Source organism: Mesorhizobium sp. M7A.F.Ca.US.002.01.1.1 (assembly GCF_004022955.1).
Classification (GTDB): domain Bacteria; phylum Pseudomonadota; class Alphaproteobacteria; order Rhizobiales; family Rhizobiaceae; genus Mesorhizobium; species Mesorhizobium ciceri.
This window is the reverse complement of the sequence record NZ_RZQE01000373.1, coordinates 1-5,936: the sequence shown is the minus strand read 5'-3', so window position 1 is coordinate 5,936 and position 5,936 is coordinate 1. Positions and strand designations below refer to the sequence as shown.

Below are 5,936 nucleotides of genomic sequence, written 5' to 3'. Positions count from 1 at the left end.
GGGTAGGCGTCGACGATCGCTTCCCAGTAGCTCCGCAGCCGGTCGATTTCGCTGTCGTCGGCGCGCTCGCACATCAGCTTGAAAGCAGCGCACTCGATGATCGAGCGGAACTCGTAGAGATCGAGCAGGCCCTCGGTGCTGAGGCTTCTGACGAAAAAGCCTCGATTGGGCGTGAGCGAAACGAAACCCTCGGAGGCGAGCCGGTTCAGCGCCTCGCGGATCGGTGTGCGCGAAAGGCCAAGGCCGCGCGAAAGCTGGACCTCGTTGATGCGCTCTCCGGGCTTCAGCTTGAATTCGACCAGGAGCTTGCGGATGGTGTTGTAGGCGCGTTCGCTGCTATCGGCAGCGCGGCGCGTCTCCGCTTCAGCGGCAAGGGACGGGTCGCTATCGGCACTGGTCTCGGCTCGTTCGGTCACGTCGGTTCTCATCTGATTTGTATGCAGGCTGTGTCGACACTTTGTAGAGCCGCCTTTCTTTCCCAACTTCGTGTGAATGGCAAGCAGCAGGTTCAAATCCGGGGGACAACAATGATTGTAGGCATTCTTGGGGTCGGGCATCTGGCGACGTCCATGCTGGCTGGGTTCTTGCGTTCCGGGCTTGATCCCGCGGCGATCGTGCTGTCGCCGCGAGGCAAGGCGGCGGCGCTCTCCGCCCGGCACGGTTTTCGGCTGGCAATCGACAATCGCGATCTCGTCGAACAGTCCGATGTCGTCATTGTTGCGGTGCGGCCCGTGCATGCGCCGGATGCGGTCGCTGGCCTGCCGTGGCGCACGGACCAAACAATGGTTTCGGTTTGCGCCGGCGTAGCGCTATCGCGGTTTGCTGTCGCGCCTGCGCGCGCGGTGCGCGCCATGCCGTTCACGGCTTCCGAAATCTGTGCCAGTCCGACGATCTATTTCCCCGACCTTGAGCAGGCGCGGGCGGTCCTCGACTGGCTTGGCCCCTCGATCGCTCTGGCCAGCGAAACGGACTTCGAGTTGGCGACGGTCAATGCCGCCATCTATGGCTGGGTGCAGGATCTGATCCGCAGGACGACTGAATGGTCGAGCGCGCGAGGTCTCGATCCGGCAATTGGCCGCCGGCTGACGGCGATGACGTTCGTGGCCGCCGGGCGGCTGATTGAGGAGAAAGACCAGCCGATGCATCAGATGCTCGAGGAGCTGGTGACACCGGGCGGCATCACCGAGCGGGGTCTGCAGGTGCTTTCGGCGCGCGGAGTGCCTGCGGCCTGGGAGGAGGCCTGCACGGCCGTGCTCGACAAATTGACCGAGCCGGACTGAGGCGCGGCGTCGCTGACGCCACGCATGCTCATCGTTGCGGCGCGGGCGGATAGGTATGGCCGCCGGGCGCCTGTTCGCTCGGCGCGACGGTCAGTTCGCTGATGTCGACATGATCCGGCATCCGCAGCGCGGTAGCAAGCACGGCGGCAATGTCGGCCGGGCCGAGCGGCCGCTGTTGCGAGTACATGCGCTTGCGCAAGCCCTCGCGGTCGCCGTCGAAGGCCTTCAGATAGAAATCCGTTTCCACACGGCCCGGGGCGATCTCGGTCAGCCGCACGCCGGTGCCCGCGAGATCATAGCGCAGGATGCGACCGGCCTGGGAAAGGCCGGCCTTGGCCGCACCGTAGGTCGTCGTGCCGGGAAAAACGCCGCTGGCAGCCGTGCTGGTCAGGTTGAAGATGTGGCCACGCTTGCGCGCGATCATGCCCGGCAGCAACATGCGGATGAGCTGCAAGGGTGCGGTGAGGTTCAGCGCCACCACCTCGGCTGTTTCCTCCGCGCTCTGTTCGTGCAGGGGGCGCACGGTCGCCAGACCGCCGGCATTGTTGACCAGGACATCGATTTCCGCCGCACCGAGCGCAGAAGCGATCGCCTCGTTGTCGCGCACATCGGCGACAAGCGGTTTCACGCGTGGCCCGAGCCTCTCCTGCAGGACCTGTAGCGCGCCACGGCTGCGCGCCAGCGCATGGACGGTCAATCCTTCCGCGATCAGGCTCTCGACGATCGCTGCGCCGATGCCTTTCGAGGCGCCGGTGACGAGGGCGGTGCGATAGGTCATGGCCATTCTCCGTGACGATTAGAGTGCACCGTGTGCGGCCACTGTTTTCAAAATGCCGACCAGGCCAGGCTCGCGCGCGGCCTTCAGATCCTCGTGGCTGCGCCCGCCTACCGCCGCATTTGTCGAAGCTGTGATCGAGCGGATGGTCTCGCTGTCAAGCTTTGCGTCGAGCAGCGTGTCCCAGATCGCCTGATAGGTCGGGCCATATTTGCGCAGGAAGTCCTCGATGCCATCGGCGTTGAGGCTGTTGGAGATGAACGAACCTTGCAGGGTCCATTTCGCGCCCGGCCCATACATGAAGGCACGATCCACGTCCTCGACCGAGGCGACGCCGTCTCGCACCAGAGCGATCGCCTCGCGCCACATGGCGCCCATCAGGCGCAAGGCGATATGGCCGGTCGCCTCCCGGTTGAGCGTTACCGGCTTCTTGCCGATGGCTTCATAGATGGCGCGTGCGCGGGCGATCGCTTGTGGATCCGATGTCTTGCCGCCGACGATCTCGACCAGCGGCATCAGATGCGCTGGATTGAAGGGATGGCCGAGCACGACGCGGCCGGGCAGGCGGCACTCGCCCTGCATGTCGGACACCAGCAGGGCCGAGGAGGAGGAGGCGATGACGACCTCGTCACCGACATGATCTTCGATCTCGGCGAGCAGCCGGCGCTTGAGGGCCAGGTCTTCCGGACCGTTCTCCTGCACGAAATCGACGCCTTGGAGCGTCTCGGCGAGCGTCGGAAAAAGATGGATCTCGCCGGGCGAGGGCGAGGATCCCTTCAACGCGTCTAGGTCGGCCATGAGTGCAGGCAGCACCTCGTTGAAAGCCGCTTCGCGCCGCTCTGTCGGGTCGAACACGCGCACCGCGTGGCCGGCATGGGCAAAGCAAGCCGTCCAGCGCTGCCCGATGACGCCGAAACCGACAATGCCGATGGTCAGTTTTTCCATCATCCGGCCCTCCTGCCGTCAAGCGCAGCGCGGAAGGCCTCGTTGAGGTCGTTCCACGGGATGAGAAGATCGATCCAAGCGCCGACCCGCCCGGTAGCCAGGATCGCCTCGTCCATCAGCGCACCGAACGGATAGTTGCCGTCCATCGCCGCCTTGAGCCGGAAAAGCAGGGCAGGCGTTTCCTCCATGTGGCAGAAATCGCGTAGCCGGGTCGCGGTCTTGTCGAGCGCGATTGCTGCCGCCTGGCGCAGCACCAATTCGTCCTTCCGGCCGCGCTCGGCGCGGATCCACCAGAGGAATTCGTGCAGCACCCGCGCTTCTGATTCCGCGGTGAAGACAGGCCCTGCCGGGTGCATGATGGCGCGTGACGCGGTGACCCGGCTGATGTCGGCGGGACAGAACACCCACAGCGCCTTGCGAGCGGCAATGATATCCTGTGGCAGCGACGATGGCGGCGAAGACTCGGACACGCCGCCATCCGACCGGACAAGCGTGCCTTCCAGGATGCGGCGGCCCTGGTCCTGTTTCAGTGTCGCGGCAAGTTCGGCAATGCCTTCCACCGGCGCGTCGAGATGGCCGAGAACGGTGATCTCGGCATTCTCCGCCTGAAGCGGCGCGAAGGTGATTTCGAGGAACTGCCGCACCGGCCAGTAGATGAATGCGCCGGCGGTCGCGGAAAGCACATGCGTAGCACCCTCGATATCCTCGACGAAGGGAGCATGCCAATAGATATGGCTGCCGGCGATCTTCGGCGTGTGCAGCTGCAGACGCATCGGCAAGGCCGAAAGCAGCGCGCGGCGCGTGCGCTCGGCATCGCCAGTCAGGCGCAGCGGCCAGCTGCGCCCCTCGGTCGAGAAAGTCAGGTCCATCTTATTTTCCCGGATTGAAGAACGAGACGGGTTTGAGGATCTGGTTGCGCATGTCGAGCAGATAGTCGGTCTCGATCACCTTGCGCCGGTAGGCCTGCCATTCCGGGTCTGCCTCCATGCGGTCGCGCCGCTCCTCCCGGTCGGCAAGGCTTTCATATCTCCACAGATGCACGGTGCGCGAGAGGTCGCCGATATGCGTCTGGAAGAAGCCGAAGGGCTCGCCCAGATAATGCCGCTGCATCGGCAGGCCGACGTCCTCGTAGAGTTTGAGGAAATGCGACAGCTTGTTGGGGCGGGCGGTGTAGGTGCGATGGTCGAAGATCATATCGGCACTCCTTCTGACATTCTGTCGTGGCGCCCTTGACGCGGGCGTGATGGTCTTGCCGGCTCAGCCGGCACTTCGCACCGTCTCGGCGATCAGCCGGGCGGTGAGCGCCGGTGCCTCTATCTGCGGTGCATGGCCGATGCCATCGAGAAGATGAACGGCAGTGAAGCCCGGCGCGCGGGCCGCATGGGCGACCGGAATGACGCGGTCGAGCCTGCCCCAGAGGAGCCGGGTCGGCACGGCAAGCTCTGCAAGCGCGCCCGCGAGATCGAACCCCTGCGTGCCGTCCGGGAACAGGCTTTCGGCCATCGCAGCGAGCGCGTCGCGATTGCCGGTCTTTCCATCTGTCTGAGCGCGGCCTGCGCATAGCCGGTCGGTAAGGCTGAGGGGTCGCCGACCATCACCGCCAGCCACCGCTCCAAGGCCTGCACCGTGGTCGCGCGGGCAAGACCGGCGATGAAGCCGGCATTGATCTCGGGGCCAAGCCCGCCAGGGGCAAGGAGCGTCACAGAGCGCACCGTAAGACGGCCCAGCCGGGCGAGCGCGAGGGCCGCCGCACCGCCCAGGGAATGGCCGACGAGATGGGCATTGCCGACGCCCATCTCCTCCAGTTGGTCGCAGAGGAGGAAGGTGATCTCCTCGATGCTGCTTGCAGGTCTTACCGCTTCCACGCCATGGCCGGGCAAGTCGAGGCTGATCGTCTCGATCTCCGGACCGAGCAAGGGCACGACCTGCCGCCACACCGAGCGATCCGCCCCGAAGCCGTGGATGAGGACCACGGGCGCCGGCTGTCGGGTCAGCGTTGGCGCGGCAATGGATGGCGTCTGGGCCGTCGCCGGCGTTCGCTGGCCTGCGCTGTCATGTTCATTGGAGAGGGCGGCTAGGGTGGCATCGATGTCGCGCTTCTTGATGCGCCCGCGCGGGCCGCTTCCCGCAATGGCGGCAAGGTCGAGCCCGGCCGCAGCGGCAAGCCGCCGGGCCAGCGGGCTTGCGACTGCACGGCTGCCGGGCGGCCGGATGGAGGAAGGCGCTTCGCTGGTCACAGGATCGCGCGGATTGGTTTCGGCAGCCGTCGCCGTGGCCGGCGCGATCGAAGCGGATTGGCCAGCGATCAGCTTCTCGCCAACTATCGGTTTCTCGTCCGCGATCGTGCCGAGCACGGCGCCCACCGGCGCTTCCTGTCCCTCGGCGAAGAAGATCTCAGCCAGCCAGCCGTCGCGGTCGGCTTCGATTTCGGTCGCGGCCTTGGCCGTCTCGACGGTGACGACCAGATCGCCGGCCTTGACCGGATCGCCTGGCTTCACCGCCCAGGCGATCACCAGCACGGCTTCCATGTATTCGCCGCCGGCGCTGTCGATGCTGATCGGATGGGTCGCCATCGCCGCCGCCTCCGTCACTTCAGCGTCTTCAGCGCGGCGGTGCGGATCTTCTCGGCACTTGGCAGCATCGCCGTTTCCAGCGGCTCGGAATAGGGGATCGGCATGTCCGGCAGCGTGACGCGCGCGACCGGCGCGTCCAGCTCGTCGAAGGCGTGATCCATGATCGTTGCCGAAAGCTCGGCGGCGTAGCCGCAAAAGCGCCAGCCCTCGTTGACCACCACGGCATGGTGCGTTTTCGCGATCGAGGCGACGATGGCGTTGACATCCAGCGGGCGCAGCGACCGGAGATCGACGATCTCGGCCGAAACACCGTCGGCTGCGAGAAGATCCGCGGCTTTCAGTGCCTCGACCACCATCTTGGAG

General features: G+C 65.6%; 8 protein-coding genes. 1 reads left to right on the top strand and 7 read right to left on the bottom strand.

Annotated features, from left to right (window positions below; translation table 11 throughout):
• Positions 1–416: GntR family transcriptional regulator (locus EN932_RS26875; RefSeq protein ID WP_164890633.1), on the bottom strand; the 416-nt coding region annotated here is incomplete at its 3' end.
• Between the two features lie 111 nt (positions 417–527).
• Here EN932_RS26875 and EN932_RS26870 point away from each other — a divergent pair.
• The gene (locus tag EN932_RS26870; protein ID WP_063168745.1) at positions 528–1,280 is read left to right on the top strand and encodes an NAD(P)-binding domain-containing protein; all 753 of its coding nucleotides are present in this window, start codon (positions 528–530) and stop codon (positions 1,278–1,280) included.
• Between the two features lie 28 nt (positions 1,281–1,308).
• Here EN932_RS26870 and EN932_RS26865 read toward each other — a convergent pair whose 3' ends face one another.
• From EN932_RS26865 to EN932_RS26840, 6 genes are all read right to left on the bottom strand, one after another.
• Positions 1,309–2,058, bottom strand: coding sequence for an SDR family oxidoreductase (locus EN932_RS26865; protein WP_063168744.1), 750 nt, complete (start codon positions 2,056–2,058; stop codon positions 1,309–1,311).
• Positions 2,059–2,076: 18 nt separating this feature from the next.
• Positions 2,077–3,003 carry a 3-hydroxyacyl-CoA dehydrogenase NAD-binding domain-containing protein gene (locus EN932_RS26860; protein ID WP_127369410.1) on the bottom strand — a complete coding sequence of 309 codons (927 nt, stop codon included), beginning with the start codon at positions 3,001–3,003 and terminating at the stop codon, positions 2,077–2,079.
• Positions 3,000–3,869, bottom strand: a complete 870-nt coding sequence (locus tag EN932_RS26855; RefSeq protein WP_127369409.1) for a hypothetical protein — start codon at positions 3,867–3,869, stop codon at positions 3,000–3,002. Before EN932_RS26855 ends, EN932_RS26860 begins: the two co-directional genes overlap by 4 nt.
• Before the next feature lies 1 nt (position 3,870).
• The gene (locus EN932_RS26850) at positions 3,871–4,194 is read right to left on the bottom strand and encodes an NIPSNAP family protein (RefSeq protein WP_063168741.1); all 324 of its coding nucleotides are present in this window, start codon (positions 4,192–4,194) and stop codon (positions 3,871–3,873) included.
• Positions 4,195–4,313: 119 nt separating this feature from the next.
• A complete protein-coding gene (locus EN932_RS26845) occupies positions 4,314–5,573 on the bottom strand; it encodes an alpha/beta fold hydrolase (RefSeq protein WP_128369184.1) in 1,260 nt (419 codons plus the stop codon).
• Positions 5,574–5,587: 14 nt separating this feature from the next.
• The coding region (locus EN932_RS26840; RefSeq protein ID WP_281061557.1) for a transketolase C-terminal domain-containing protein at positions 5,588–5,936 on the bottom strand (349 nt) is incomplete at its 5' end.